Origin of the sequence: Streptomyces sp. NPDC057438 (genome assembly GCF_042802995.1) — a bacterium.
GTDB lineage: Bacteria > Actinomycetota > Actinomycetes > Streptomycetales > Streptomycetaceae > Streptomyces.
This window is the reverse complement of the sequence record NZ_JBHVDD010000002.1, coordinates 185514-211542: the sequence shown is the minus strand read 5'-3', so window position 1 is coordinate 211542 and position 26029 is coordinate 185514. Positions and strand designations below refer to the sequence as shown.

Here is a 26029-nt window from a genome sequence, read left to right as displayed (position 1 = left end):
CACGCGGTCCAAGGTACTGGACGGTAATGGTGCTTGTGCAGGTCTTGTGAACAGTGATGTGAACAGCGGGGCGCCGGTGACCGTTCCGCCCGGCCGGGCGGCACCGCCCCGGCGGCGCGTTAGGGTCGGGGACATGGCCGAGACCCCCATTGACCTCACGCTGGACGCCGCGCGGCTCACCGCGCTGCTCGTCGACTTCCCCTCCGAGAGCGGCACCGAGAAGCCCCTCGCGGACGCGATCGAGACCGCCCTGCGTGCCCTGCCGCACCTGACGGTCGACCGGTACGGCAACAACGTCGTCGCCCGGACGAACCTGGGCCGCGCGGAGCGCGTGATCCTGGCCGGCCACATCGACACGGTCCCCATCGCGGACAACGTCCCCTCCCGCCTCGACGAGGACGGCGTCCTGTGGGGCTGCGGCACCTGCGACATGAAGTCCGGCGTCGCGGTCCAGCTGCGCATCGCGGCCACGGTCCCGGCCCCCAACCGCGACCTGACCTTCGTCTTCTACGACAACGAGGAGGTCGCCGCCGACCTGAACGGCCTGAAGCACGTCTCCGAGGCCCACCCCGAGTGGCTGGAGGGCGACTTCGCGGTCCTCCTGGAGCCCACGAACGGGGAGGTCGAGGGCGGCTGCCAGGGCACGCTCCGGGTCCTGCTGAAGACCGGCGGAGAGCGTGCCCACTCCGCCCGCGGCTGGATGGGCTCCAACGCCATCCACGCCGCCTCCCCGATCCTGGCGAAGCTGGCGTCCTACGAGCCGCGGTACCCGGTCATCGACGGTCTGGAGTACCGCGAGGGCCTCAACGCGGTCGGCATCTCCGGCGGCGTCGCCGGCAACGTCATCCCCGACGCGTGCGTGGTGACCGTCAACTTCCGCTACGCGCCCGACCGCAGCGAGGAGGAGGCCATCGCCCACGTCCGCGAGGTCTTCGCCGACTGCGGGGTCGAGGAGTTCACCGTCGACGACCACAGCCCCGGCGCGCTGCCGGGCCTGTCCCACCCGGCGGCCGCGGCCTTCATCGACGCGGTCGGCGGCACGGCCCAGCCCAAGTACGGCTGGACGGACGTCTCCCGCTTCAGCGCGCTCGGCGTCCCCGCCGTCAACTACGGCCCCGGGAACCCGCACTTGGCGCACCGCCGCGACGAGCGCGTGGACCCGGCGCTGATCCTGGCGGGCGAGGAGCGTCTGAGGTCCTGGCTGACGGCGTGAGGCGCCCCGGGCGGCGGATCGCGGGCGGACACGCTCACGTCCCCCGTCCGTAACCCGTATGGATCTACGCTGAGGTGAACCACCAGCACGGCGGAGGGAGCGGACATGGCGACCGGCAACCCCGAGGGCAAGGAGCAGCCACCCACGGAGCAGCGGCTGGGGCCGGTGCTGCGCAGGCGGGGCCAGGTCCAGGCGAGCACCACGGACCAGCGGCTGCTGGACGCGGGCGGCCCCTCGGACTGGGTCCACACGGATCCCTGGCGGGTCCTGCGCATCCAGTCCGAGTTCATCGAGGGCTTCGGCACACTGGCCGAACTCCCGCCCGCGATCAGCGTCTTCGGCTCCGCCCGCACACCGGCCGACTCACCGGAGTACGAGGCGGGCGTGCGGCTCGGCCGCGGCCTGGTGGAGGCCGGCTTCGCCGTCATCACCGGCGGTGGTCCGGGTGCGATGGAGGCGGCCAACAAGGGCGCCCTCGAAGCGGGCGGCACCTCCGTCGGTCTCGGCATCGAGCTGCCCTTCGAGCAGGGCCTCAACCCCTACGTCGACATCGGCCTCAACTTCCGCTACTTCTTCGTCCGGAAGATGATGTTCGTCAAGTACGCCCAGGGCTTCGTGGTCCTCCCCGGCGGCCTCGGTACCCTCGACGAACTCTTCGAGGCCCTCACCCTCGTCCAGACCCAGAAGGTCACCCGCTTCCCCATCGTCCTGTTCGGCGAGTCCTACTGGTGCGGCCTCGTCGACTGGCTCACGAACACCCTCATCGCCCAGGGCAAGGCGGCGGAGAAGGACCTGACCCTCTTCCACGTCACGGACGACGTGGACGAGGCGGTGGCCCTGGTCTCGAAGGAAGCGGGCAGATAACTCCCGCAGACCACCCGCGCCCCCGCTTTTCGGGGGCGCGGGGAACCGCGCGAACGGGGTCCGGGGCGGAGCGCCGATTCCTGACGCGGGGCCGAAGGACGCACGCAGGCCCCCTGAGGGACGGGACGGGCAGGGGCGGCGAGGGCGAAGACCCCTAGGCCAGCCCCCGCCGCGCCACCGCGGGCACCCGGTGCCCCGCGAGGGAAGCCACCATGTCCACCACCTGCCGGGTCTCCGCCACTTCATGCACCCGGTACACCTGGGCCCCCAGCCAGGCGGAGACGGCGGTGGTGGCCAGCGTCCCCACCACCCGCTCCTTCACCGGCCGGTCCAGGGTCTCGCCCACGAAGTCCTTGTTGGACAACGACACCAGCACCGGCCACCCCGTCGCGACCATCTCCCCGAGCCGCCGGGTCGCCTCCAGGCCGTGCCGCGTGTTCTTCCCGAAGTCGTGCCCCGGATCGATCATCACCGACTCCCGGGGCACCCCCAGCGCCACCGCCCGCTCCGCCAGCCCCACGGTCACCCGGAGGATGTCGGCCATCACGTCGTCGTACTCGACCCGGTGCGGCCGCGTACGAGGCTGGGCCCCGCCCGCGTGCGTACACACCAGCCCCACCCGGTACCGCCCCGCCACCTCCGCGAGCCGGGGATCGACCCCGCCCCACGCGTCGTTGAGCAGATCCGCCCCGGCCTCGCACACGGCCTCACCGACGTCGTGCCGCCAGGTGTCGACGCTGATGACGACCTCGGGGAACCGTCGCCGCACCTCCGCGACGAACCCCACGGTCCGCCGCGCCTCCTCCGCCGCGCTCACGTCCTCCCCGGGCCCGGCCTTCACCCCGCCGATGTCGATGATGGCCGCACCCTCGGCGACCGCCTGCTCCACGCGCGCGAGCGCCGGCTCGTCCCGGAAGGTGGCCCCCTGGTCGTAGAACGAGTCCGGGGTCCGGTTCACGATCGCCATGATCACCGGCTCGTGGGGGCCGAATTCCCGCTTGCCCAGCCTGAGCATCCGCTGTGCCCTCTCCCAGTACGTCCCGCCGATCGGCGGCCTTGCGCAACCGCCTGCGACCTTAACTGTCAGACTCGCATGGCACGATCGGAGCCGAACACAGTCGAGGGGACCCAGCGATGTTCATGTTCTTGTTCCTGGTCGTCGCGCTCGCCGTGGTGGTCGCCGCGGTGACGCTCGCCGTCGTGGGCGGCGGCGACAACGCGGTGCTGCCGGAGGCCGAGGGCGAGCGGCTCCATGACCCGCTGCCGGCGGACCGTCCGGTCAACCGCGCGGACGTCGAGGCGCTCCGCTTCCCGCTCGCCGTCCGCGGTTACCGCATGGCGGACGTGGACGACGCCCTCGGCCGCCTCAGCGCCGAGCTGGCCGAGCGGGACGCCCGGATCGCCGACCTGGAGTCCGCCCTCGCCGGTGCCCACACGCCGTCCGTGACCTCGCTGCGCAAGCCGGAGGAGGGCGACCGCCCGTGACCGACGGCACCGCCCTGGCCGGCCCCGACGGCGCGCCGCGCTGCCCCTGGGCCCTGTCCACCGAGGACTACATCGCCTACCACGACGAGGAGTGGGGCCGTCCGGTCCACGGCGACGACGCGCTGTACGAACGCCTCTGCCTGGAGGCGTTCCAGTCCGGCCTCTCCTGGATCACCATCCTGCGCCGTCGCGAGGGCTTCCGCTCCGCCTTCGCCGACTTCAAGATCGCCTCGGTCGCCGTGTTCACCGAAGCCGACCAGGAGCGTCTCCTCGGCGACCCCGGCATCATCCGCAACCGCGCCAAGATCGAGGCGACCGTCGCCAACGCCCGCGAGCTGTCCACCTGGGCCCCCGGCGAGCTGGACGAGCTGATCTGGTCCCACGCCCCGGACCCGGCGGACCGCCCGGTCCCCCGCACCCTCGCGGACGTCCCGGCGGTCACCCCCGAGTCCACGGCCCTGTCCAAGGCCCTGAAGAAACGCGGCATCCGGTTCGTGGGCCCGACGACGGCATACGCCCTGATGCAGGCGTGCGGCCTGGTCGACGACCACCTGGAGACCTGCGTGGCCAGGAGCACCCCTCGGTGAGGCGCGGGGGCCGTGACACACACGGCCCCGACGCGTGGGGGCGGTCAGCCGCACCGAACCGACGGTTCCCCGCGAACCGTCACCGCCCCAGGTACTTGGGCTCCTCCTTGTTCACGAACGCCCGCACCGCGATCTGGTGGTCCTCCGAGGCCCCGGCCCGGGTCTGGAGCTCGTCCTCCTTCTCCAGAGCCTCGGCCAGCGAGTGGGAGAACCCGTACGCCATCGCCTCCTTGATCGCCGCGTACGCCACCGTCGGCCCCTCGGCCAGCATCCGCGCCACCTGCTCGGCGGCGGTGTGCAGCGAGGACACCGGAACGAGCTTGTTCGCGATCCCCAGTTCGTACGCCTCCTGCGCCTTGATGCTGCGCGGGAAGAGCAGCAGATCGGCGGCGCGACCGGGGCCGATCACCCGGGGCAGGGTCCAGGAGACCCCGGAGTCGGCGGTGAGCGCGACCCCGGCGAAGGAGGTGTTGAAGGAGGCCGTCTCGGCGACCACGCGGTAGTCCGCCGCGAGCGCGAACCCCAGGCCGGCGCCGGCGGCCACCCCGTTCACCCCGGCCACCACCGGCTTCGGCATCTCGGTGAGGGCCTTCACCACCGGGTTGTAGTGCTCCCTGACCGTGCTCATGACCTCCCCCGAGCCCTCGACCAGCAGCCCGATGTGCTCCTTGAGGTCCTGGCCCACGCAGAACGCCCGCTCACCGGCGGCGGTCAGCAGCACCGCCCGCACCGCCCCGTCCCCGGCGGCCGCCTCCACGGCCTCGCGGAGCGCGACCTTCGTCGCGATGTTCAGCGCGTTCATCGCCTCGGGGCGGTTCAGCGTGATCGTCGCGAGTCCGTCGCGCACCTCGTAGAGCACGGTGTCGGCCATGGCGGTTCCCCTCCGGTGTCGCGGCAGGCGGCGTACCGGTGAGTACGCCCTCGTCACAGCACAGCATGGCGGAGATCACGGGGGCCGGCGGGGGCCGGACGTGTGACCTGCGTCAAAGAATCACCAATGGCCGAGCACCGGCCCGGGACCGTGCGGTGGCGCAGTATCGCAGTCACACCGCCGAATTGGGTGGTTTTGCTCGCGCGCGTTGCCCAAGCGATGCCGACCGATGTTGGTCATCGGGTCATGAGATGCGGGATAATGGCCTGGAAGCAATGTGTTCGATGCCGGTGTCGCGTGTCCCCAGGTGGGCCCGCGCCTGCCCTCCCGGGCCGTCGGCTTAGGCGATGAGCTGGTTTCAGGAAGGGGTACGAGCATGGCGGCCATGAAGCCGCGGACGGGCGATGGCCCGCTCGAGGTGACCAAGGAGGGGCGGGGCATCGTCATGCGAGTTCCGCTCGAAGGCGGAGGTCGTCTCGTCGTCGAGCTGACCCCGGACGAGGCGGACGCCCTCGGCGACGCCCTCAAGAAGGTCGTCGGCTGACGCGCGTAGCGACCATACCCTTTCAGTTGCCCCGGCACCGCCGCACCCGGCGGTGCCGGGGCACTGTCGCGCCGGGGGCGCCGCGGGGGCCGGGCCGGGCCCGGGAGGGGCCCCTCAGCGCTTGACCGCGCACAGCAGGCCGTCGCCCACCGGGAGCAGGGACGGCACGAGTTCGGAGCTCTCCCGGACGGTGCGCAGCAGCTCCCGCAGCCGTATGACCTCGGTCGGCTGCGGGTTCGAGTCCACGGTGCGGCCGCTGGCGAAGACACCCTCGAAGGCGACGAGGCCGCCGGGTCTGAGAAGCCGCAACGATTCAGCGAGGTAGTCGAGGCACTCCAGCCGGTCGCCGTCACAGAAGACCAGGTCGTACCCCGCGTCCGCGAGCCGCGGCAGCACGTCCAGGGCGTGGCCCGGGATGAAGCGCGCGCGGTTGCTGGCGAAACCGGCCGCGCGGAACGCCTGCCGGGCGAACTGCTGGTGGTCAGGCTCCGGATCCACGGTGGTCAGCACCCCGTCCGGCCGCATACCGTGCAGCAGATGGATCCCGGAGACACCGGTCCCGGTCCCGATCTCCGCCACCGCCTTCGCGTCCACGGTGGCGGCGAGCACCCGCAGCGCGGCGCCCGTGCCGGGCGACACCGAGCGCAGGCCGGCCTCGCGGGCCCGGTCGCGGGCCCAGCGCAGCGCCTCCTCCTCGGCGACAAAGGCGTCGGCGAACGCCCAGCTCGTCAGCCGGTTGCCGGTAATGACCCTCTCCTTATGTCCCCGTGGTTGCCTGGGCGTGACTGTATCCGTTGCCGTCGGGAACCTCCTGATGGGACCGGTCGTTTAAAGGGATGAGTCAGTGACGGGGGCCGCGACGGGGGGCACGGGGTGGATCGGTCCGACGAGCGGGCGAGGGCTTCGGGGCAGGTGCTGACCGAGTCATATGGGCCGCATCAGCCGAATGTGCCACATCGGCGCACATCAATTTCCTATAAAACCGCTTATCCGGAGCTAACGGGCGAGGTGGCTATGGTAGGGGCTCCACTGGACACCACCAGAGCCGACAGGGGAGGTGCGGCCGCGCCTGTGGATCGGGGAGGAGTGCTACGGCGCTTTCTCGGATCGGCGGGCAAGCCGAAATCCGTGAACGACACCGCTGACCACAGCCACGCCGCCGTCGCACAGACCGCGACCTTCACCACGGACGCGCACGCGCAGGCGTGGACTCCGCCCACCTGGGAGGAGATCGTCAGCACCCACAGCGGCCGCGTCTACCGGCTCGCCTACCGTCTGACCGGTAACCAGCACGACGCCGAGGACCTCACGCAGGAGGTCTTCGTCCGCGTCTTCCGCTCCCTGTCGACGTACACGCCCGGCACCTTCGAGGGCTGGCTGCACCGCATCACCACCAACCTGTTCCTGGACATGGTCCGGCGCAAGCAGCGCATCCGCTTCGACGCCCTCGGCGACGACGCCGCCGAGCGCCTGCCCAGCCGTGAGCCCACCCCGCAGCAGATCTTCAACGACGCGCACTTCGACGCCGACGTCCAGCAGGCCCTCGACACCCTGGCGCCCGAGTTCCGCGCCGCCGTCGTCCTGTGCGACATCGAGGGGCTCTCGTACGAGGAGATCGCCGCGACCCTGGGCGTCAAGCTCGGCACGGTCCGCTCGCGCATCCACCGCGGCCGCTCCCAGCTCCGCAAGGCCCTGGCGCACCGCTCCCCGGAGGCCCGGGCCGAGCAGCGCCGCGGCTTCACGGTGCCGCGGGTGCCCGTGCTGGGAGGAGGGGGCGCGACCGCGTGAGTGGATCCCGTCCTACGCCTGCCGAGCAGCACCTGGGAGACCGTCTCTCCGCACTCGTCGACGGAGAGCTCGGTCATGAGGCGCGTGACCGCGTCCTGGCACATCTCGCCACCTGCGGGAAGTGCAAGACGGAGGCGGACGAGCAGCGCCGCCTGAAGAACGTCTTCGCGGAGGCCGCCCCGCCACCTCCTTCCGAGAGTTTTCTGGCCCGGCTCCAGATGCTCCCGGCGGGCGACGGTGACAGCGGCTCGCCGCTGTCCGGTGGCTTCGGAGGAAGACTCGGCGGCGCGGCCGGCCGGCCGGGGCTGCCCGACCCGTCCGACTCCCGTGACTTCGCCGGCTTCGGCGTCTTCGGAACCGGCGGCGAGTCCTTCGGGTATGTCCCGTCGGGACCGCACGGCGGCGCGCTGACGCCGTCGGAGGGTCGTGGAGTGCTGGGTGGCCGGGGCCTGACCGGCAGTCGTGGGTTCCTCGGTGACCGCGGCTTCCTGAGCGGGCGGGGCTTCCTCGGCGGCGACCGCGGGATGCCGGGCGACCGTGGCTTCCCGGGCGGCGGACGCGGCCTCTCCGACGGAGGGGTCGGGGGCACGGACGGCCGGGCGGACCGCGAGGACACGGCCGCCGACGACCCCCGGGGCACGGGCGAGCGCGGTTTTCGGATCCACTCCGTGGGCCGGCCGGAGTCCGAGCGTTCGGCCTCACGCGGCATGCGGTTCGCCTTCGTGGCCGCCGGCGCGGTGTCGCTGGCCGCGATCGCACTCGGCGGTGTGACCAACGTGACGCCCGTCGAGACGGCCGACGCCCGCAGCGGTCCCGGCTCGGGCAGCAATGTCACCCCGCTGCGGACGCAGACCGCGGGCACGACTCCCACCTCCGAGTCGCAGCGCCGCCGGGGAACCGTCGTGCCGCTGCTCGGGCAGGGCCGGCCCTCCCTGGGCGAGGCACCCGTCGCTCCGACGGAGATCTCCGCACCCCTGCTGCCCGGAGTGCCCGCTCCGGTCATCCAGGACCGTGGAGCCGTACACCCGCTGACGGCGCCCGGGCCGGTCGACGCGGCCGCCGTGTCCCCACTCATAGGCACGCTCACCGCCGTACCGCCGCTGGAGCTGCAGCTGACCGACTGGTCCCAGGCGCCCGAGCTGAGGGCACCGGGCCTGCTGACGGCCCCCGACACCGTCTCGTCTCCCACACCCATCTCTCCTGTCCTTCGCTGACCCCGAGTTCTGCGCACCGGCCCCCGAACCTGATTGAATCCGGAGTGGGCCGTGTCCGCTCGGGCCGTTCCCGGCCCGCGGCGCTCGGTGAACGGTGGGCGGCGGGCCGGTCCTTGGGACGGGCCCTAGGTGTGGGGAGAACATGAACGAGGGGAAGCCCACGAAGGCGAAGTGGTGGAGCCGCCCCCGAGCGCACGGCCCTGGGGCCGACACGGCGGGGGACCACATCGGAACCGAGGGGCACGACGGGCTCCCGGGTCCGGCCGGCGCCACGGGGACCACCCAAGTGGTGGGGGCCGGTGGATCGGTGGGGGCTGACGGAACCGCGGGGACCGGCAGGACCGTGCGGTCCGACGGGCCGGCCGAGGCCGCCGAAGCGGCCGCGCCGTCCGGACATCCGGCGTCCGGCGGGGTGTCCGCGGACGCGGTCCGTGAGCAGAACACCGACGGTGACTTCGCACTGGAGCGGCCGGTGACGGTGACCGATCCCGGCGCGGACGGCACCCGGACGGACTCCCGCTCCGGCTCCGACTTCGAACTGGCCCGCCCGGCGGCCGGGGCCGCGTTCCGGTCCCGCTCCTCCTCGACCTCCGGCCAGGGGCACGACCCGGACGGCGACTTCGAGTTGGAGCGACCGGCTGCCGTGAGCGGAAGCGGCCCGGCGGGCGAGCCGCGCGGTCCGTCCCCCGACTCCGGGTCCGCCGCTGCCGACAGCGCCTCGGCCCCCCGCGCCGGCAGCCCGGTCGCCGCCGCTGTGGCCGCCGCCCGGGTGCCGGACGAGCCGGGCGGAGCCGGGGCCGTGAACGCCCCTGGAACGTCCATGGCGCGCCCCGAGCCGCTGCACGCCCCCGATCCCTACAGCACGCCTCCGTACGGCGAGCCCGGCCCCTGGGCGCCCGCTCCGCCGGTCCAGCACCCCGCGGCGACCCCGGCACACGGGACGACCGCCGAGACGGTGCCACCGGCGCACCCCGCCCCCGTGCCGACGCCCGACGAGGCGGCCCCCTCGCCGACACCCCCGCCCGCGCCGGCGGCACCGCACGCGGACGCACCCGGGCCCGGTACGGCCACGCAACCCGAGGCGGCCCCGTCCACGGCTTCGTACGCGCAGGCGCCCCCGCCCGCGGCGCCCTACCCCGGCTCCTCCCCGCCCCCGGGCGCCTCCTACGCGTATCCCTCCCAGCCGGGGCCGCCGGCCTTCGTGGACTCGGCGCAGGCCGTGCCGCCGCCGTACGCGGGAGGGGCGCGGCCCGCGCCGGCCGCCTACGCCGATCCCGCCCGGCCGCTCCCGGCCGAACCGCAGGGGCCCTGGCGGAACTACGACCCGTGGGCGGGCTCGGGGTCGTTGCAGCAGAACGGGGCCGCGGTGGGCGACGTGACGCGGCGTCGGCGCAGGGGGCGGGGCCTGCTCGTCGGGGCCGTGCTGATCGCCGTCGTGGCCGGGGGCGTCGGCGGAGCCGTGGGCGCCTATCTGGAGCGCAACGGCGGAGTCGGGGCGGTCGAACTGCCGCAGAGCAGCGACGGCGTGACCGGGCGGGCACCCGGCAGCGTCGCCGGTATCGCAGCCGACGCCCTGCCCAGCGTCGTGACCCTGCATGTGAGCGGGTCGAGCGCGCAGGGCACCGGCACCGGCTTCGTGCTCGACAGGCGGGGCCACATCCTCACCAACAACCACGTCGTCGACCCCGCCGGTGCGGACGGCGACATATCGGTGACCTTCAGCGGCGGCGAGACCGCCAAGGCCACCGTCGTCGGCCGGGACACCGGCTACGACCTGGCCGTCGTCAAGGTGTCCGGCGTCAGCGGCCTCAAGCCGCTGCCCCTCGGCAACTCCGAGGAGGTCCGGGTCGGCGACCCGGTGGTCGCCATCGGCGCCCCCTTCGACCTGGCCAACACCGTCACCTCCGGCATCATCAGCGCCAAGGAACGGCCCATCACGGCCGGCGGCGAGAGCGGCGACGTGAGCGACGTCTCGTACGTGGACGCCCTGCAGACGGACGCGCCGATCAACCCCGGCAACTCCGGGGGACCGCTCCTCGACGGCAAGGGCCGGGTGATCGGCATCAACAGCGCCATCCGGTCCGCGGGCGGCGGCTCCGAGTCCGACGGCGGCCAGGCCGGTTCCATCGGGCTCGGCTTCGCGATACCCATCAACCAGGGCAAGCGTGTCGCCGAGGAGCTGATCAACACGGGCAGGGCGAGCCACCCGGTGATCGGCGTCACCCTCGACATGGACTACTCCGGCGACGGCGCCCGTATCGGCGACAAGGGTGACGGAGGCGCGGCCGGGGTCACCGCGGGCGGCCCCGCCGACCGGGCGGGCATCCGCTCGGGTGACGTCATCACCGAGGTCGACGGCCAGCGCGTCCACTCCGGCGACGAGCTGATCGTCAAGGTCCGCGCCCACCGGCCCGGCGACCGGCTGGAGCTGACCCTGCTGAGGGACGGCGACGAGCGGAAGGTGACGCTCACTCTCGGCTCGTCCGGCGACGACTGACCGTCAGCCGGCGGGCCCCGACGACGGCCGCCCTGACAGCAACCTCACAGGCGGGAGCGCCGTACGGCCTCCCGCCAGGCAAACAGCTGGGAAAACCCGTCGCCCGGGCGTGGTCCGAAGCCGTGCGACGGTACCGGATTCCCGGGGCGGCCGGGTACCGTGGATCCGGCCCGGACCACGGAAGACCTGCCGAGGCCCGCGGATCGGGACCGAGGACATCGCAAGGAGCTTCAGGTGTTCAATGACATAGGTGCGCTCGAGGTGGTGACGCTCGTCGTCCTCGCCGTGCTCGTCTTCGGTCCGGACAAGCTCCCGAAGGTGATCCAGGACGTCACGCGGACGATCCGCAAGATCCGCGAGTTCTCGGACAGCGCCAAGGCGGACATCCGCAACGAACTCGGACCGGAGTTCAAGGACTTCGAGTTCGAGGACCTCAACCCCAAGACGTTCCTCCGCAAGCAGCTGGACAACGACGAGCTGGGGCTGAAGGAGATCCGCAACGGCTTCGACCTGAAGAAGGAGATGGCCGAGCTGACGGACGCGGTGCACGGCCGCGAGTCCGAGTCGTCGTCCACCTCGTCGGCCGCCGCCATCGGCTCCGGCTCGGACGGCTCCTCGTCGTCCTCGTCCTCCTCGTCCGGCGGAACCATCGACATGACGAAGAAGCCCGAGGCGGCCGAGCGCCCTCCGTACGACCTGGACGCCACCTGAGCCGTACGGGCCACCACCCCGTTCGCCCGTAACACCTGCCCGCCGGCGCCCGCACGCCTCCGGCCTGCCCTTCCGCGCCGTACGCCCGGTGGCCGGCGCGCCCCCGACGTGACGCGATTCATACCGCCGCGCACCCCCGGGACGGGCCGAAGCCGCCCGTACGCCGTCCTACGCGCCGGGCGCTTTCCCTGCTGCTCGGAGAGCTGTGGCTATGCTGCCCAGTTGTTGTGCGGACCGTAAGGAGAGCGAGCGACGACGCCCGTGGGGGGCGGGCCGCTCCGGTCCGTCGAGAGCTAGGAGGCGTCCGGCATGGAGACGACGAGTCGGGTAGGCGCGCAGGCGTCGGCCGCGGAGGGCGGACAACAGGCTCCCTCCGCCCGCCGCACGGTCGATGGTTACCTGCCGGCGCCCTTCCCCTGGTACGGCCTCGACGAGGCCTTCACGGGACCGCGTTGGCTGATGCAGGTGGGTACGTCGGCGGAGGGAGCCGTCGAGCACGGTTCGATCGGACACGGCGACGAGCCCTCGGTGCGCAACGAGTACACCGCCGCGGCGGACGACGAGGTCAAGGAGCGGTTCGCGGTCGTGGTGACCGTCGCCGCGAACGACGTGCGGCGCAGCGCGGACGGCACGGGCGTGCTGGAGGCCACGTCGGTCTCCTCGGCGGCGTGGCTGGCGGGCGTCGGGCTGCTGTCCTTCACGTGGCCGGGACAGCTGGACCACACCCGGCGGGACGACTGGCTGGACCAGCAGACCGAGACGGCATGGGTCCTCGCGGACGACCTGGCCGGGCCGGACTGGTCGACGCTGTCCCTGCCCGTGGACGGGGTGCCGACCCCGTTCCACTACCGCGAGTCCGAGTTCGGCTGGGTGCTCGCCGGGTCGACCTCGCAGGGAGTGCACGTGGGGGCGTACGGGAGAGGGATGAGCGCGTACGGGCTCGGCTTCGCCGCGATCAAGGACATCGAAGAGTACGCGTAGGGCTTTGAAGGGCACCGCCGGGTTGTGCGGGGGTGCCCTTCATCGCCGTCGGGGCTTCGGCGGTCCGGGGCTGCGGGGGCGTTGTGGCTTGTCGCGCAGCTCCCCGCGCCCGGGAGCAGCACACGGCCCCTGGCTTCGACAGGCGCCCGGTGCCCCCGGACCGGCCTAGAACTTGTTCCTCGGGGTGATTCCCAGGCTCATGCCCGACAGGCCCCTCTGGCGGCCGCCCAGCTTGCCCGCGATGGCCCGCAGGGCCGCGCCCGCGGGGGAGTCGGGGTCGGAGAGGACGACCGGGCGGCCGTCGTCGCCACCCTCGCGGAGGCGGACGTCGATCGGGATGCTGCCCAGGACCGGGACGGTGGCGCCGGTGGTGCGGGTCAGACCGTCGGCGACGCTCTGACCGCCGCCGGTGCCGAAGACGTCGACCATCTCGTCGCAGTGCGGGCAGGGCAGGCCGGCCATGTTCTCGACGACGCCGACGATCTTCTGGTGGGTCTGCACGGCGATGGAACCGGCGCGCTCGGCCACCTCGGCCGCCGCCTGCTGGGGCGTGGTGACGACGAGGATCTCGGCGTTGGGGACCAGCTGGGCCACCGAGATGGCGATGTCGCCCGTGCCCGGCGGGAGGTCCAGGAGCAGCACGTCCAGGTCGCCCCAGTAGACGTCCGCGAGGAACTGCTGCAACGCCCTGTGCAGCATCGGGCCGCGCCAGACGACCGGGGTGTTGCCCGGGGTGAACATACCGATCGAGATGACCTTCACGCCGTGCGCGGACGGCGGCATGATCATGTTCTCGACCTGCGTGGGACTGCCGTCGGCACCCAGCATGCGGGGCACCGAGTGGCCGTAGATGTCGGCGTCGACGACACCGACCTTGAGGCCGTCGGCGGCCATGGCCGCCGCCAGGTTCACCGTCACCGAGGACTTGCCGACGCCGCCCTTGCCGGAGGCGACGGCGTACACGCGCGTGAGGGAGCCCGGCTTGGCGAACGGGACCTCCCGCTCCGCCTGGCCGCCGCGCAGGGCACCCGCCAGTTCCTTGCGCTGCTCGTCGCTCATGACGTCCAGCTCGACGGTGACGCCGGTGACGCCCTCGACCGCCGCGACCGCGTCCGTCACCCGCTGGGTGATCGTGTCGCGCATGGGGCAGCCGGAGACCGTCAGGTACACGGCGACCGCGACCGCTCCGTCCGCGCCGATCTCCACCGACTTGACCATCCCCAGTTCGGTGATGGGACGGTTGATCTCGGGGTCGTTCACCGTCGACAGTGCCTCGCGCACCGCGTCTTCCGTAGCCATAGTGACGATGGTACGGCGACGCGCGCGGCCCCCGGGAGCCCCGTCAGCGGTCGCCCTTGTCACGTCCGCGCGGGTGCTCCGGCGGGAATACCGTCCGGGTCCCGCGCGGCCCGTCCGCGTCGTGCTCGTGCAGCTCCCTGACCAGGTCGTGCAGCTCCGAACGCAGCCAGTCGCGGGTGGCGACCTCGCCGAGACCGATGCGCAGCGCGGCGATCTCCCTGGTCAGGTACTCGGTGTCGGCAATCGAACGCTCGTTCTGCTTGCGGTCCTGTTCCAGGTTGACCCGGTCGCGGTCGTCCTGGCGGTTCTGCGCGAGCAGGATCAGCGGGGCGGCGTAGGAGGCCTGCAGCGAGAGCATCAGCGTCAGGAAGATGAACGGGTAGTTGTCGAAGCGCAGCTCGCGCGGGGCCGAGACGTTCCACACCACCCACAGGATGATGACGACGGTCATCCAGACGAGGAACGTGCCCGTGCCCAGGAAGCGCGCGATCCGCTCCGAGAGCCGTCCGAACGCCTCCGGATCCCACTCGGGCAGCAGTTTGGCCCGGCGTGGCAGCGGCAGGTCGAGACGTGTCCGGGGGCGGGCGGTGGCCCCGGAGAGCGTGCGCTCCCGCTGAAGCCCTCCGGAGGGAGGCGTGCGCTCCCGTCCGCCCACGCCCGAGTGCGCCCGCTCACGCCCCGCGTGCCGGCCCTCACGGGCTCCCTGCCGCCCCTCGCGCCCGTCCCGTTCAGGAGCCATCGGAAGCTCCCTCCTCCGGGACGCCGATGGAGTCGTCCTCGTGCAGATGGAACTCCGTCTCCCGCCAGTCCTCGGGCAGCATGTGGTCCAGCACGTCGTCCACGGTCACCGCGCCCAGCAGCGAGCCGCTCTCGTCCACCACGGGCGCCGCGACCATGTCGTACGTCGCGAAGAACCCGGCGACGGCCCGCAGCGCTGCCTCCGGGTCCAGCGGCTGCAGACCGTCGTCGAGGATCGAACTGACCAGGGTGTACGGCGGGTCCCGCAGCAGCCGCTGGAAGTGGACCGTGCCCAGGTACTTGCCGGTCGGGGTCTCGTCCGGCGGTCGGCACACGTACACCTGGGCGGCCAGCGCGGGGGACAGGTCGGCGTTGCGGACCCGCGCGAGCGCGTCGGCGACGGTGGCGTCCGGGCGCAGCACGATCGGCTCGGTGGTCATCAGACCGCCGGCGGTCTTCTCCTCGTACGCCATGAGCCGCCGCACGTCCGCCGCGTCCTCCGGCTGCATCAGGGTCAGCAGCCGCTCCTGCTCCTCTTCCGGGAGTTCGGCCAGGAGGTCGGCGGCGTCGTCCGGGTCCATGGCCTCCAGGACGTCGGCGGCGCGCTCCTCCTTGAGCTTGCCGAGGATCTCGATCTGGTCGTCCTCGGGCAGCTCCTCCAGGACGTCGGCGAGCCGGTCGTCGTCGAGGGCGGCGGCGACCTCGGCCCGGCGTTTGGGGGAGAGGTGGTGCAGGACGTTCGCGAGGTCGGCCGGGCGGAGCTGTTCGAAGGTCGCGAGCAGGTTCTCGGCGCCCTGCCCGTGCTCCTCCAGCGAGAACCCGGTGACCGCCGACCACTCCACGGTCAGCGTCTCGCCCCTGTGCCGCCGGAAGGCTCCGCCCTTGCCCTTCCGTACGAACACCCGGTCGATCTCCCAGTCCCGGCGGGCCGGCAGCTGCTGCACCGAGATGTCGAGCACCGTCACCTCCTCGCCCGTGTCCACGAGCCGCACCCGGCGGTCCAGCAGTTCCCCGACGACCAGGCGCTCGGTGGGGCGCTGTTCGAACCGGCGCACGTTCAGCACACCGGTGGTGATGACCTGGCCGGACTCGATGCCGGTGACCCGGGTCATGGGCAGGAAGATCCGGCGGCGGGTGGACAGTTCGACGACCAGACCGAGCAGCCGTGGCGGCTTCCGGCCCACCCGCAGGATGGCGACGAGGTCGCGGACGCGGCCCACCTGATCGCCGTTCGGATCGAACACGGCGACGCCGGAGAGGTGGGAGACGAAGATCCGGGGCGCCACCGCCGCCATGAGCCGCCCCTTTCCTTCCCGTCGCGAGGGGATTGTCCGCCGAGGAGGGCTTCAGGCTAGCCCGTCCCGATCGGATATGCCCTGGTGAGCGGTGCGGACGGACTGGCTCCTGGGTGCGCCCGGAGCCCCGGTACTCTGCGGTACGCCTGGACTCCCCACGAAGAGGTGCATCGCCTGTGACTGTGATTCCCCGTACCCGAAGGGCCGCACTGGTGAGCGCCGTCTGCACCCTCGTGGCCTGCGGGCTGGGGCTCACCGGATGTGGCGAGGACCCCGACGAGGGCACGAACGGCGTCGGCAGGCTGGAGCCGGCGAAGATCCAGAGCACGACCCGGGCGGCGGCCGCGGCGGCGGACACGGTCCGGCTGTCCGGTGCGGTGGTGACCAGCGGCAAGACCTACAAGCTGGACATGCGCCTGAAGGAGGACGGCGGCACGGGTTCGGTGACGTCAGAGGGGTCCACGTTCCGGCTGCTGAAGGTCGGCGAACACCTCTTCCTCAAGGCCGACAAGGACTTCTGGGACCACCAGGACCCGGGGAAGAACGGCGGCGGGAACGACGGGTCGGAGACGGACGCGGCGGACAAGCTGGACGGCATGTACGTGAAGGTGCCGACCGGAGACCCCGCCTACAAGCGCTTCAGCGGCTTCACCGACAAGAACGTCCTCCTCGGCAGCCTGCTCACCCTGCACGGCTCGCTGTCCAAGGACGGTCACCACGAACAGTCCGGCACCCGCACGATCCGCATCACCGGCGACAAGGGCTCCGGCGGCACCCTCGACGTCTCCCTGGAGGGCACCCCCTACCCCCTGCGCCTCGTTCGCGCGGGCGACGCCGGCACGATCCTCCTCACGGACTGGGGCAAGGACTTCACCCTGAAGGAGCCGGACGAGAAGTCGGTCGTGGACTACGGCCGACAACTGCCCACGTCGTAGGTCCGGGGCCGGGTGCCTCCGGTTGCCGGCGGGGGTGTCCGACGGCGGGCCCGGGCTCCTGAGGTCGCAAGCAGAGCACCCTGGGCACACCGATGCCGGCCGGACCTGCCGACTCGAGGGTGAGGTCACGGAGTCGAGCACGTGGTGCCGCTGTCGGCCCGACCCGGCCCGGCCCGGTCAGCCGTCAGGCCGCAACGGGGCGGACGCCCTCCCGCCGTGCTCCGTGCTCCGTGCTCCGGGGACTCTGCCCGGACGACCCGGACCGCTCCGTGGCCGGGTCCCACCGTGCGACTGGACAGCCCGTTGCCTCCTGCCGGGGGCCGGACCACCCGGGCCGCCGGGCCGGCCAAGGTGCCCGGCCGTGAGCCCGCACCGCCGGCCATGGGACCGCACCGGCGGCCGTGAGACCGAACCCCCGGCGGCAGACCCGCGCCTCCGGCCGTAGGCCCGCACCTCAGGCCGCACCGCACCTCAGGCCGCACCGCGCTTCGGCGCGACGCCGCCCACGCCCGTCGTCTCAGCCCCGTCCGCGGCGGCCGAGGAGCAGGCGGGGTACCGACGCCGGGATCGGCCGGCGGGTCGTCGCGGAGGTCGGTACCGGGGGCTGCGCGTGGTCGCCGCCGGGCGCCGGCAGGGTCGTTCCCGTCGGCTCCAGGCGGAGCACCCGGCACTCCCGGGCCCAGCGGGCCGGCATCGCCTCACCGTCGGGGGCGTTGAGGCGCTTGCCCTTGAGCTCGGCGACGGCCGCCTCCCACGCGGGGGAGCCGGGGGCCGCCTCGACGACGCGGGCGGCCCAGGCGACCAGCCGACCGCCCTTGTCCTTGCTGCGGACGGTCACCACGGCCGTACCCCCGTCGACCAGATCCGGGAACGGCTGCTCACCGGGCCCGTCACCGACCAGACACGCCGCCCCCTCGTGCCAGACGTGCCACAGCGCGCGCGACGGCGCCTCCCGGCCGGATTGCGCACCGCCGGCGCGCACCCAGACGAGCCCGGACTTCTTGGTGGCCTCTTCGACGAGGGCCTGATCGAACAGCGCGTCGCCGGTCGGTGAGGCGACGGTCGGCGCACCGGGGGCCGGGGAGTCGGAGGTCATGGGGGCAGCCTAACCGGGCCCTCCCCGCATGCACCGGCCCCGCCGCCTACAGCCAGCCGTTGCGCTTCAGCGTGCGGTGGATGCCGAGACAGAGCGCGACCGTCACGCCGAGGACCACCGGATAGCCGAACTTCCAGTGCGTCTCCGGCATGTAGTCGAAGTTCATGCCGTAGACGCCGCACACCATCGTCGGGACCGCGATGATGGCCGCCCATGACGTGATCTTGCGCATGTCCTCGTTCTGGGCGACGGAGGCCTGCGCCAGGTTCGCCTGGAGGATCGAGTTGAGCAGCTCGTCGAAGCCGACGACCTGCTCCTGGACGCGGGCGAGGTGGTCGGCCACGTCACGGAAGTACTTCTGGATGTCCGGGTCGATCAGCCGCATCGGCCGCTCGCTCAGCAGCTGCATGGGCCGCACCAGCGGCAGCACCGCGCGCTTGAACTCCATGACCTCGCGCTTGAGTTGGTAGATCCGGCCGGCGTCGGTGCCCCGGGGCGTGCCCTTGCGCCCGGGGGAGAAGACCTCCGTCTCCACCTCGTCGATGTCGTCCTGCACGGCGTCCGCGACGGCCACGTATCCGTCGACGACATGGTCGGCGATGGCGTGCAGCACGGCCGAGGGGCCCTTGCCGAGCAACTCCGGGTCGTCCTGCAGCCGATGACGCAGCGCCCTGAGCGAGCCCTGCCCGCCGTGCCGCACGGTGATGAAGAAGTCCCGCCCGGTGAAGCACATGACCTCGCCGGACTCCACGACCTCGCTGGTGGCGGTGAGTTCGTCGTGCTCGACGTAGTGAATGGTCTTGAAGACGGTGAACAGGGTGTCGTCGTAGCGCTCCAGCTTCGGCCGCTGGTGCGCGTGCACCGCGTCCTCCACGGCCAGCGGGTGCAGCCCGAACTCGGCGGCGATACCGGAGAATTCGGCTTCGGACGGCTCGTGCAGGCCGATCCAGACGAAGCCGCCGTCGCGGCGCACCTGACGGATCGCCTCGTGCGGGGTCAGGTTGCGCTCGAAGGCGACGCGCGCCCCGTCGCGGTAGACGGCGCAGTCCACGACGGCCGTCGCCGCCTCCGCCGGACGCGTGGCGTCGTACACGCCGCCGTCCTTGCGCAGCGACAGGCGCGAGGGACGGGACGGGCGGACCGCGGCACGCAGGTTGTGGATCATCGACATGAGCAGGCTCCTTCGCAACGAAAGGCCGCCGACGACGGTTGGAACTACCCGGAATGGGGACGTTGTGACTTCGGATGTTTCGCACGTCCACAAAGCGGGGAGCACCGCACCGTCGCGGTGACAGCTTCGCTTGATTCAGATCGGGCGGCGCCCGGCCGGTGAGAGCGGGGGACGTCCGATCGGCGATTCGGATCAAGACGGGAAAGAAGTGCTCTTCCGATGCGCGACGACCGACGAGCGGCACGACGCGGAACGAGGGTGGTAGCCGACGGAGCGAGAAGTACGGCTACGGCGGGAGCTACGGAACTCGGCGAGCGGAAGAGCGGGTGGTACTGCCAGGTCGACTTCGGTCCATCGCAGCCCCACCTCCTCCGGCCGGTCCCCCGTAAGGGACGTTCCATACCCCGTTCGGGGTTCCCCGTAGGGGAGTCAGTCTTTTCGGCTCGGGACGCGAAGGCGTGAGAAGCCCTGAGCGCGAGGCTGCTGCGTGCTGCCCGCATGCTGTCCCGACCGGCGGCCCAGACTAACAGTCGGCTGCGGTGTCAAGGCGCCCGTTTGCCGGTTCCTGACGAGTTCTATGCTCGGATCATGGCTGATGTTCTTCCGTTGGTGGAGGCCCGTTTGCGCACCGCGCTGGGCGAACCGGACGCGCGCGCCGCGGTCACCTTCCTCGGCACGGACCGTATCGAGGTGCTCCGTTTCGCCGACGGCGACGTCGTCCGGTACGCCACGCTCGGCATGTCCGCCCAGCCCATGGCCGACCCCACCGCGGTCGTCGCCGACCCGGTGAAGGGCCCCCGTGCCGAACTCGTGCTGTCCGTGCGCAGCGGCGTCGCTGACACCGACAAGGTGCTTCGCCCGCTCGCCGTGCTCGCCGCGTCACCGCAGGTCGAAGGGGTGGTCGTGGCTCCCGGCGCCTCTCTCGACGTGGGCGGTCCGCTCTGGCCGGGTGCCCCTTTCACCTCCGTGCTCGTCGCCGAGTCCGGAGGCCTGGTCGAGGACCTCGAACTCGACGCGCCCGCCGACCCCGTACGGTTCCTGCCCCTGCTGCCGATGACCGCCAACGAGGCGGCCTGGAAGCGGGTGCACGGTGCCCAGGCGCTCCAGGAGCGCTGGCTCGCCCGCGGGACGGATCTCCGTGCCCCGGTCCGCGGGTCCGTGCCCCTCGACTGACCGAACCGCCCCGCGCGATTTCCCCGTGTGACGGACGGCACGCCATATGTGACCGGACGCGGCTCGGGAGGTGGCTGAAAACCGCCGCTTCCCTTGCGTGCGTGGGCAGTTGATCCCGTAGGCCGGCCCGACGGTCCGGCGGCCGCCGGGAGGCCGGTGGTCGTGTGCGGAATGTGACGCGCACACGCCGGTCGGGTGATCGTCCTTGACGCGGGGAAGCACGGGGAGGACCGTTGGGCCCTATGAGGGGCGAACCCAGTTGCCCGAAGTGTGGTGGCCGGGTCAGGGCTCCCGGCCTCTTTGCCGACTCCTGGCAGTGCGCCGCGCACGGCACGGTGCACCCGCTGCAGCCCGTGATCCCGCCCAGCGTCGAGGCCCTCAGCGTCGTGGTGCACCGCGCCAAGGTGCCCGTCTGGATGCCGTGGCCGCTGCCCGTGGGCTGGCTGTTCACGGGCGCCGCGTTCGCCGGGGACGACCGCAGCGGCGGCCGTGCCACCGCCGTGGCCTGTTCGGGTCCCGGCCCGCTCGGCGGCGTCGGAGAGCTCGTCCTCATCGCGGAGGAGCTGGGCGTCGGCCTCGGCGCGCGGTACGCGGGCATCGACGGCCCCGACCCCGGGCCGTATCTGAGCGTCGAGAAACCACCCCAGGCGAAGGTGCTCGCCGCCGGGCGTCCTACCCCGCTGTGGCATGTCACCGGTACGCCGGACGATCGCGCCGTCTTCGCGGGAGAGGCGCTCGGACTGTGGCTGTGGGCGATCGTATGGCCCGAACAGACCGGGCTCCTGATGTACGACGAGCTGGTGCTGACGGACCTGCGGGACGCGGGGGCGGAAGTGGAACTGCTCCCGTGCGGAGCGCTCTCGCCGCGCATCCTGGAGCCGTAGGGGTGCCTGACCGGCCGGCTCCGGAGCCCTCCTCCGGCCGGCCTCCGGAGCCGACCTCCGGCCGGTCCTCCGGTCCGCCCGTGTAGGGGGTGACTCCCGGGTTGGGGTATGACAGGAGTGGTCCGGAAGAACGCTATCCTTGAGCGTCCGCTTCCGTTTCCCCACGCCTGGAGTCCGAGTCGTGCGTATCGATCTGCACAGTCACTCCACGGCCTCCGACGGTACGGACAGCCCCGCGGAGCTGGTGGGGAAGGCGCGCGCGGCCGGGCTCGACGTCGTCGCGCTCACCGACCACGACACGACGCGCGGGCACGCCGAGGCGATCGCCGCGCTGCCGGAGGGGCTCACGCTGGTCACCGGCGCCGAGCTGTCGTGCCGCCTCGACGGCGTCAGCATGCACATGCTGGCCTACCTGTTCGACCCCGAGGAGCCCGAGCTGCTCGCCGAGCGCGAGCTGGTCCGGGACGACCGCGTACCGCGGGCCCGCGCGATGATCGTCAAGCTGAACGAGCTGGGTGTGCCGGTGACCTGGGAGCAGGTCGCGAGGATCGCCGCCGGCGGTTCCGTGGGCCGCCCGCACGTGGCCACGGCCCTGGTGGAACTCGGCGTCGTACCGACCGTGAACGACGCCTTCACCGGGCAGTGGCTCGCCGACGGCGGCCGCGCCCACGTCGAGAAGCACGAGACGGATCCCTTCGAGGCGCTCCGGCTGATCAAGGGCGCCGGCGGTGTCGCGGTCTTCGCCCACCCGGCCGCCGCAAAGCGCGGCCGGACCGTACCGGAATCCGCCGTCGCCGAGCTCGCCGCCGCCGGACTGGACGGCATCGAGGTCGACCACATGGAGCACGACCCGGCGACCCGGGCGCGGCTGCGGGGGCTGGCGAAGGAGTTGGGGCTGCTCACCACCGGGTCCTCGGACTACCACGGCAGCCGCAAGACCTGCGTGCTCGGCGAGTACACGACCGACCCCGAGGTGTACGGCGAGATCACCCGCCGGGCCACCGGTGCGTTCCCCGTCCCGGGGACCGGCGGAGCCCGCTAGGGCCCTTCCGCTTCCCCGCTGCCGAGTCCTGTCGCCCTGCGCCGCGGATCCCATCGGCGCCCCCTCGGAATCCTCCCCGAGGTCCCCTGCGGATTCCTCTGCGGAAACGATTGCCCACGGTGGTTGTCGGCCACCACACTGGGCTGCCCTCTTCGCGCCGTCCTTCCTCCGCCGTCCTCCCCCTCCGTTCTTCACTCCCTCAAGGCACCCTGTGTTCGATCTCGCCGTTTTCGGTTCCCTCTTCCTCACCCTCTTCGTGATCATGGATCCCCCCGGGATCACCCCGATCTTCCTCGGGCTCACGGCCGGGCGGCCCGCTCGGACGCAGAAGCGCATGGCGTTCCAGGCCGTCTGCGTGGCCGGAGGCGTGATCACCGTCTTCGGGCTGCTCGGCCACCAGATCCTGGACTATCTGCATGTGTCCGTGCCGGCGCTGATGATCGCGGGCGGGCTGCTGCTCCTGCTGATCGCGCTCGATCTGCTGACCGGCAAGACGGACGAGCCGACGCAGACGAAGGACGTGAACGTCGCCCTCGTCCCGCTGGGGATGCCGCTGCTGGCCGGTCCCGGCGCGATCGTGTCGGTGATCCTGGCGGTGCAGAAGGCGGACGGCGTGGCCGGCCAGGTGTCGGTGTGGATGGCGATCCTGGCGATCCACGTCGTGCTGTGGCTGACGATGCGGTACTCGCTGCTGATCATCCGGGTCATCAAGGACGGCGGTGTGGTGCTGGTGACCCGGCTCGCGGGCATGATGCTCTCCGCGATCGCCGTGCAGCAGATCATCAACGGGGTCACCCAGGTCATCCGGGCCTCCTAGCCCGCCGCTTTCGGCCCCGGGCGCAGCGGAGCCCCGTACGGCATCCATGCCGTACGGGGCTCCGAAGTGTGTACGGACCCGCCTGTTACGAGGCGGTCACGTCGGCCGGGCGGATCCAGAGGCGCTGCCCGATGGCGGCGGCCTGCTGCACGATCCGGTTGACGGAGGCGGCTTCCACGACAGTGCTGTCGACGGGCGTACCGCTGACATCGTCGAGTCGCAGGATTTCGAAGCGCAAGGGCTTCTCCCTTCGTCCGGTCATCCTCCTGAGGAGAACTACTGGTGGTGGTTCGCGGGTCATCGGTGCCCGTGTTCCATGAGGATTCAACGGTATGCATGTTACAAACATTCCTTACGCTAAGGAAATTTTTCGAGAAGCTAATTACTAGCGGGTAAGTGGTGTGGGTCCCTGTCTACCGGCAGGCAGGAAGACTGATTGGGACCGGTTGTGTTCGCAGCGTGACCGCCGGGACAATGGACGTGATGAACGACGACCTCACGGCGCTGGCCGCCCGCATCGACCGGACGAACGAGCTGTTGCACCGCATGCTCGCCGAGGTGGCGAAGACACCCTCGACGCACGCGATCTTCGTCGATGCCGGGTACCTGTACGCGGCCGTGGGGCGGCTCGCGGCGGGGACGGAGGACCGGCGGTCCTTCGACCTCGACGCGGAGGGGCTCATCGACGCGCTGATCGACAAGGCACGCACGATCTTCGCGGACAGCCGGCTGCTGCGGGTCTACTGGTACGACGGGGCGCGCCGACGCATCCATACGGCCGAACAGCAGTCGATCGCCGAGCTGCCGGACGTGAAGGTGCGGCTGGGCAACCTCAACGCCAACAACCAGCAGAAGGGCGTCGACTCCCTCATCCGCACCGACCTGGAGTCACTGGCCCGGCACCGCGCGATCAGCGACGCGGCCCTGATCGGTGGTGACGAGGACCTGGTCTCGGCGGTCGAGGCCGCGCAGGGGTACGGGGCGCGGGTCCACCTGTGGGGCATCGAGGCGCCGGAGGGCCGCAACCAGGCCGAGCCGTTGCTCTGGGAGGTCGACAGTCAGCGCACCTTCGACCTCGACTTCTTCAAGCCGTACGTGTCACGCCGGGCCGCCGCCTCGTACGACGCGCCCACCGGCGCCCGCCCGAGCCGCGAGGACGTCCGCTTCGTCGGCGCCCAGATCGCCGCGAAGTGGCTCGCCTCCCGGGGCCGGGAGACCCTCCAGGAGCTGCTCCACAGCCACCCGTACCTCCCCGGCTCCGTCGACCAGGACCTGCTCGTCGAGGCGGAGGGGCTGCTCCAGTACTCGCTGCGGGGCCAGGCCGACCTGCGCCGCGCGCTGCGGGACGGCTTCTGGGAGCATCTCCGGGCGCAGTACTAGGAGGAGCGGGCGACGCGGTCTCAGAAGCGGTCCCAGAAGCCGATGAGAGCGTCCGCCGTCGCCCGTGGCTGATCGGTGTTCGGGGAGTGCTCGGCGTCGCGGACGACGGTGCGGTGGGCGTTCAGCCGCACGGCCATGTCGTCGAGGACGGGGATCGGCCAGGTGTCGTCCCGTTCGCCGGACAGGACGTGCTTGGGCAGGTCCACGGCGGCGAGTTCGGCGACGCGGTCGGGCTCCACACAGAGCTGGCGCCCCGTCGCGACGAGTTGGGCGGGGCTGGTGGCGAGCCAGCGGCGCCGCAGGTCGGCGCGGTCGTCCAGCCCTTCGTCCAGGGCGCCGGTCTCGGTCTCCTCCGGCTCCGGCGCGTCCATCGCCTGGATGGCGTCCCACACCTGCTCCATGTCCATCACCGCCAGAGCGTCCCGCAACAGCTTCACGCGCTCCTGCTGCCCGACCGAGATCTGCGCGGGGCCCGAGGCCATCAGGGTGAGCGAGGCGAAGGGGGAGGCGTCCAGCAGCAGGGCGGCGCGGGAGATCTGGCCGCCGAGGGAGTGGCCGACGAGGTGCAGCGGGGTGCCGTCGCTCACGGCCTCCGCCTGGGCGAGCAGATCCATGGCCAACTCCACCTGCGCGTACGGGGCTTCGTCGTCCTCGGCCCCCGGGCTCTCGTACTGCCCGCGCCCGTCCACGGCCACGGACCGGTACCCGGCCTCCGCCAACGGCTCGTGCAGCGCGATGAAGTCCTCCTTGCTCCCCGTGAACCCCGGCACGAGCAGCGCGGTGCCTTTCACCGCGGCCCCCGCGTCGATCACGGCGAACTCCCCACGAGAAGTACGCAGACGGTACGCCCGCGCACCGGCGGGCGGGGTGAAGGTGGGCGGACGGCTCATGGGGGGAGCGTAACCGCCCGGGAGCCGAGCAGCTCGCGCTGCCCCGGCGTTCCGGAGGGGGTGGTTCGGCGGACGGTTGCGCCCCTGGAAAGCAGTGGGCGCAGCCCTGCTTTCCAGGGGCGCGGGGACCTGCGGGACCAGCCCCCACCGGGCGGACGTCCGGGGGTCGAAGGGGCGCAGCCCCTGTGAAGGATGGGACGTTAGGGGAGGCGGGGGCGAGACCTCCGCAAACGCCGAAGGCCCGGCCCCCGCAAGGGAACCGGACCTTCGCCGGAACGGACGGCTCAGCCCTCCGCAGCCTCCATAGTGGCGGCGGCCGCGGCCTTACGCGTACGCCGACGCGGAGCCGGAGCCTCGGCCGCCACTCCCGCGTCCTCGGCGACAGCCGAAGCCGCGGCCTTACGCGTACGACGCGGCTTCGTGGCCTGCTCCTCCGTCGGCTGGGCCGGAACCGCCCCCTCGGCGGTGGCTGCGGCCTTGCGGGTACGGCGGCGGGGCTTGGGCTCCTCGACGGTGTCGACGGCGGCCTCGGCGGCGCTGTCCGTGGCCTCGGC

At 72.2% G+C, this 26029-nt stretch carries 26 protein-coding genes and 1 pseudogene; 16 read left to right on the top strand and 11 right to left on the bottom strand.

Annotated features, from left to right (window positions below; all coding sequences use genetic code 11):
* The first annotated feature begins 133 nt into the window (after positions 1-133).
* Together dapE and ACFU5F_RS02690 are read left to right on the top strand one after the other, a co-directional pair.
* Positions 134-1213 carry a succinyl-diaminopimelate desuccinylase gene (gene dapE / locus ACFU5F_RS02695; protein WP_383880854.1) on the top strand — a complete coding sequence of 360 codons (1080 nt, stop codon included), beginning with the start codon at positions 134-136 and terminating at the stop codon, positions 1211-1213.
* 105 nt (positions 1214-1318) lie between these two features.
* Positions 1319-2077, top strand: coding sequence for a TIGR00730 family Rossman fold protein (locus ACFU5F_RS02690; RefSeq protein ID WP_383880851.1), 759 nt, complete (start codon positions 1319-1321; stop codon positions 2075-2077).
* A 154-nt stretch (positions 2078-2231) separates the two neighbouring features.
* Here the strand turns inward: ACFU5F_RS02690 and folP are convergent, their stop codons facing one another.
* A complete protein-coding gene (folP, locus tag ACFU5F_RS02685; RefSeq protein WP_383880849.1) occupies positions 2232-3092 on the bottom strand; it encodes a dihydropteroate synthase in 861 nt (286 codons plus the stop codon).
* 119 nt (positions 3093-3211) lie between these two features.
* Here folP and ACFU5F_RS02680 point away from each other — a divergent pair, with 119 nt between their 5' ends.
* Complete coding sequence (locus ACFU5F_RS02680) at positions 3212-3562, top strand: DivIVA domain-containing protein (protein WP_383880846.1); 351 nt, start codon at positions 3212-3214, stop codon at positions 3560-3562.
* Positions 3559-4149: a DNA-3-methyladenine glycosylase I gene (locus ACFU5F_RS02675; RefSeq protein WP_383880843.1), complete on the top strand. Its 591-nt coding sequence runs from the start codon at positions 3559-3561 to the stop codon at positions 4147-4149. Before ACFU5F_RS02680 ends, ACFU5F_RS02675 begins: the two co-directional genes overlap by 4 nt.
* 79 nt (positions 4150-4228) lie before the next feature.
* Here ACFU5F_RS02675 and ACFU5F_RS02670 read toward each other — a convergent pair whose 3' ends face one another.
* Positions 4229-5020 carry an enoyl-CoA hydratase/isomerase family protein gene (locus ACFU5F_RS02670; protein WP_383880841.1) on the bottom strand — a complete coding sequence of 264 codons (792 nt, stop codon included), beginning with the start codon at positions 5018-5020 and terminating at the stop codon, positions 4229-4231.
* Between the two features lie 376 nt (positions 5021-5396).
* Between ACFU5F_RS02670 and ACFU5F_RS02665 the strand changes: the two genes are divergently transcribed.
* On the top strand, positions 5397-5564 hold the full coding sequence (locus ACFU5F_RS02665; protein ID WP_003966491.1) for a DUF3117 domain-containing protein: 168 nt from the start codon (positions 5397-5399) through the stop codon (positions 5562-5564).
* Between the two features lie 114 nt (positions 5565-5678).
* On the opposite strand, the gene ACFU5F_RS02660 is transcribed toward ACFU5F_RS02665, so the two are convergent.
* Positions 5679-6380 carry an O-methyltransferase gene (locus tag ACFU5F_RS02660; protein WP_383881051.1) on the bottom strand — a complete coding sequence of 234 codons (702 nt, stop codon included), beginning with the start codon at positions 6378-6380 and terminating at the stop codon, positions 5679-5681.
* 270 nt (positions 6381-6650) lie between these two features.
* On the opposite strand from ACFU5F_RS02660, the gene sigE reads away from it, so the two are divergent.
* The 5 genes from sigE to ACFU5F_RS02635 all read left to right on the top strand — a co-directional run bounded on the left by sigE (position 6651) and on the right by ACFU5F_RS02635 (position 12755).
* The gene (sigE, locus tag ACFU5F_RS02655) at positions 6651-7352 is read left to right on the top strand and encodes an RNA polymerase sigma factor SigE (RefSeq protein ID WP_046706113.1); all 702 of its coding nucleotides are present in this window, start codon (positions 6651-6653) and stop codon (positions 7350-7352) included.
* Positions 7349-8566 (top strand): anti-sigma factor family protein, encoded by a 1218-nt coding sequence (locus tag ACFU5F_RS02650; RefSeq protein WP_383880839.1) that lies wholly within the window; start codon positions 7349-7351, stop codon positions 8564-8566. Before sigE ends, ACFU5F_RS02650 begins: the two co-directional genes overlap by 4 nt.
* Before the next feature lie 820 nt (positions 8567-9386).
* A complete protein-coding gene (locus ACFU5F_RS02645; RefSeq protein WP_383881049.1) occupies positions 9387-11063 on the top strand; it encodes a S1C family serine protease in 1677 nt (558 codons plus the stop codon).
* Positions 11064-11297: 234 nt separating this feature from the next.
* Positions 11298-11774: a sec-independent translocase gene (locus ACFU5F_RS02640; protein ID WP_383880836.1), complete on the top strand. Its 477-nt coding sequence runs from the start codon at positions 11298-11300 to the stop codon at positions 11772-11774.
* A 309-nt stretch (positions 11775-12083) separates the two neighbouring features.
* Positions 12084-12755: a hypothetical protein gene (locus ACFU5F_RS02635; protein WP_383880834.1), complete on the top strand. Its 672-nt coding sequence runs from the start codon at positions 12084-12086 to the stop codon at positions 12753-12755.
* A gap of 165 nt (positions 12756-12920) precedes the next feature.
* Here the strand turns inward: ACFU5F_RS02635 and ACFU5F_RS02630 are convergent, their stop codons facing one another.
* The 3 genes from ACFU5F_RS02630 to ACFU5F_RS02620 are packed head-to-tail and all read right to left on the bottom strand — an operon-like array spanning position 12921 to position 16087.
* The gene (locus ACFU5F_RS02630; RefSeq protein ID WP_383880832.1) at positions 12921-14054 is read right to left on the bottom strand and encodes an Mrp/NBP35 family ATP-binding protein; all 1134 of its coding nucleotides are present in this window, start codon (positions 14052-14054) and stop codon (positions 12921-12923) included.
* 43 nt (positions 14055-14097) lie between these two features.
* Positions 14098-14793 (bottom strand): DUF1003 domain-containing protein, encoded by a 696-nt coding sequence (locus tag ACFU5F_RS02625; protein WP_383880830.1) that lies wholly within the window; start codon positions 14791-14793, stop codon positions 14098-14100.
* A complete protein-coding gene (locus ACFU5F_RS02620) occupies positions 14783-16087 on the bottom strand; it encodes a magnesium transporter MgtE N-terminal domain-containing protein (RefSeq protein ID WP_383880828.1) in 1305 nt (434 codons plus the stop codon). Before ACFU5F_RS02620 ends, ACFU5F_RS02625 begins: the two co-directional genes overlap by 11 nt.
* Before the next feature lie 176 nt (positions 16088-16263).
* On the opposite strand from ACFU5F_RS02620, the gene ACFU5F_RS02615 reads away from it, so the two are divergent.
* Positions 16264-17022, top strand: a complete 759-nt coding sequence (locus tag ACFU5F_RS02615) for a hypothetical protein (protein ID WP_383880825.1) — start codon at positions 16264-16266, stop codon at positions 17020-17022.
* Positions 17023-17539: 517 nt separating this feature from the next.
* Here ACFU5F_RS02615 and ACFU5F_RS02610 read toward each other — a convergent pair.
* Positions 17540-18118: a hypothetical protein gene (locus ACFU5F_RS02610; RefSeq protein ID WP_383880823.1), complete on the bottom strand. Its 579-nt coding sequence runs from the start codon at positions 18116-18118 to the stop codon at positions 17540-17542.
* Between the two features lie 46 nt (positions 18119-18164).
* Positions 18165-19289 (bottom strand): magnesium and cobalt transport protein CorA, encoded by a 1125-nt coding sequence (locus tag ACFU5F_RS02605; protein WP_059079208.1) that lies wholly within the window; start codon positions 19287-19289, stop codon positions 18165-18167.
* A 588-nt stretch (positions 19290-19877) separates the two neighbouring features.
* Here ACFU5F_RS02605 and ACFU5F_RS02600 point away from each other — a divergent pair.
* The 4 genes from ACFU5F_RS02600 (at position 19878) to ACFU5F_RS02585 (ending at position 23205) form a co-directional block, all read left to right on the top strand.
* Positions 19878-20462, top strand: a complete 585-nt coding sequence (locus ACFU5F_RS02600; protein WP_383880819.1) for a suppressor of fused domain protein — start codon at positions 19878-19880, stop codon at positions 20460-20462.
* A gap of 242 nt (positions 20463-20704) precedes the next feature.
* On the top strand, positions 20705-21346 hold the full coding sequence (locus ACFU5F_RS02595) for a DUF6758 family protein (RefSeq protein ID WP_033525501.1): 642 nt from the start codon (positions 20705-20707) through the stop codon (positions 21344-21346).
* Between the two features lie 181 nt (positions 21347-21527).
* Complete coding sequence (locus ACFU5F_RS02590; RefSeq protein WP_383880815.1) at positions 21528-22388, top strand: PHP domain-containing protein; 861 nt, start codon at positions 21528-21530, stop codon at positions 22386-22388.
* A gap of 211 nt (positions 22389-22599) precedes the next feature.
* Positions 22600-23205, top strand: coding sequence for a MarC family protein (locus ACFU5F_RS02585; protein ID WP_383880814.1), 606 nt, complete (start codon positions 22600-22602; stop codon positions 23203-23205).
* Positions 23206-23290: 85 nt separating this feature from the next.
* On the opposite strand, the gene ACFU5F_RS02580 is transcribed toward ACFU5F_RS02585, so the two are convergent.
* Positions 23291-23443, bottom strand: a complete 153-nt coding sequence (locus ACFU5F_RS02580; RefSeq protein WP_020113966.1) for a hypothetical protein — start codon at positions 23441-23443, stop codon at positions 23291-23293.
* Between the two features lie 236 nt (positions 23444-23679).
* On the opposite strand from ACFU5F_RS02580, the gene ACFU5F_RS02575 reads away from it, so the two are divergent.
* On the top strand, positions 23680-24585 hold the full coding sequence (locus ACFU5F_RS02575) for an NYN domain-containing protein (protein WP_383881046.1): 906 nt from the start codon (positions 23680-23682) through the stop codon (positions 24583-24585).
* A 20-nt stretch (positions 24586-24605) separates the two neighbouring features.
* Here the strand turns inward: ACFU5F_RS02575 and ACFU5F_RS02570 are convergent, their stop codons facing one another.
* Entirely contained in the window at positions 24606-25475 is an 870-nt protein-coding gene (locus tag ACFU5F_RS02570) for an alpha/beta fold hydrolase (RefSeq protein ID WP_383880811.1), read from the bottom strand.
* A 284-nt stretch (positions 25476-25759) separates the two neighbouring features.
* Positions 25760-26029: pseudogene (locus tag ACFU5F_RS02565) on the bottom strand (ATP-dependent helicase); the annotation flags it as partial.